The 1613-nt window shown below is 46.4% G+C and carries 1 pseudogene; it reads right to left on the bottom strand.

What is annotated here, in order from left to right:
• A pseudogene (locus BBROOKSOX_RS10790) lies at positions 1–1613 on the bottom strand (FG-GAP-like repeat-containing protein); the annotation flags it as partial.

Here is a 1613-nt window from a genome sequence, read left to right as displayed (position 1 = left end):
TCAGCTTGATAAGCACCTACAATTAAATCATCTAAGCCATCGCCGTTGACATCGCCTGCGCTGGAGACTGACCAACCACTAGAATCACCCGCTGACTCGCCGTTGATAACAAAGCCGCCTGTGCCAGTGGCAATGGCTGATAAATTAATAGCGGCGTTGTCTTGTTTACCGAAGATGACATACGATTTACCTGCGGATGATTTACCGCTTGGATCGGCTTGATAAGCACCTACAATTAAATCATCTAAGCCATCGCCGTTGACATCGCCTGCGCTGGAGACTGAGATACCACTCTTATCGCCCGCTGACTCGCCGTTGATAACAAAGCCGCCTGTGCCAGAGGCAATGGCTGATAAATTAATAGCCGCGTTGTCTTGTTTGCCGAAGATGACATAGGATTTGCCTGCGGATGATTTACCGCTTGGATCGGCTTTCCTAGCACCCACAATTAAATCATCTAAACCGTCACCATTGACATCGCCTGCGCTGGAGACTGAGTAACCACTATGATCATTTATTGACTCGCCATTGATAACAAAGCCGCCTGTGCCAGTGGCAATGGCTGATAAATTAATGGCGGCGTTGTCTTGTTTGCCGAAGATGACATACGATTTACCTGCGGATGATTTACCGCTTGGATCGGCACTATAAGCACCCACAATTAAATCATCTAAACCGTCACCATTGACATCGCCTGCGCTGGAGACTGAATGAGCACTATAATCACCCGCTGACTCGCCATTGATAACAAAGCCATCTGTACTTGTACCGGCGGCAATGGCTGATAAATTAATGGCATCGGTGTTGTCTTGTTTGCCGAAGATGACATACGATTTACCTGCAGATAATTTACCGCTTGGATCGGCACTCCTAGCACCTACAATTAAATCATCTAAGCCATCGCCGTTGACATCGCCTGCGCTGGATATTGACCAACCACTATAATCATTCACTGACTCGCCATTGATAGCAAAGCCACCTGTGCCAGAGGCAATGGCTGATAAGTTAATGGCATCGGTGTTGTTTTGTTTGCCGAAGATGACATACGATTTACCTGCGGATAATTTATTGTCTGGATCAGCGCCCCAAGCATTCACAATTAAATCATCTAAGCCGTCGCCGTTAACATCGCCTGCGTTGGAGACCGACCAGCCACTATAATCATTCGCTGACTCGCCATTGATAATAAAACCACCTGTGCCAGCGGCAATGGCTGATAATTCAATGGCATTGGTGTTGTCTTGTTTGCCGAACACGACATACGATCTACCTGCTAATGATTTATTACTCTGATCGTTAGCATAAGCACCCACAATCAAATCATCTAAGCCGTCGCCGTTGACATCGCCTGCGCTGGAGACTGAGTGAGCACTATAATCACGCACTGACTCACCATTGATAACAAAGCCACGCTGCGCCTCTTGTAATGAAGCAGTTGCTGAGGCTGATTCATTACCTACAGTATCTATATAAGTAATAGTAGCGATTCGAATACCAAGTTGTGAATCCGTATCGGTGTTTTTCAGTTTGATGGCTTCCACCACCTTTGCCACATCCTCAGCTGCAAAAGTACCTGAGGTTTTGCTAATAATTAAAGTTTTAGAAGAGCGAGT

Source organism: bacterium endosymbiont of Bathymodiolus sp. 5 South, assembly GCF_900128535.1.
Classification (GTDB): Bacteria; Pseudomonadota; Gammaproteobacteria; order PS1; family Pseudothioglobaceae; genus Thiodubiliella.
Note: the sequence above shows the minus strand (reverse complement) of the source record. Positions and strands in the feature narration are given on the sequence as shown.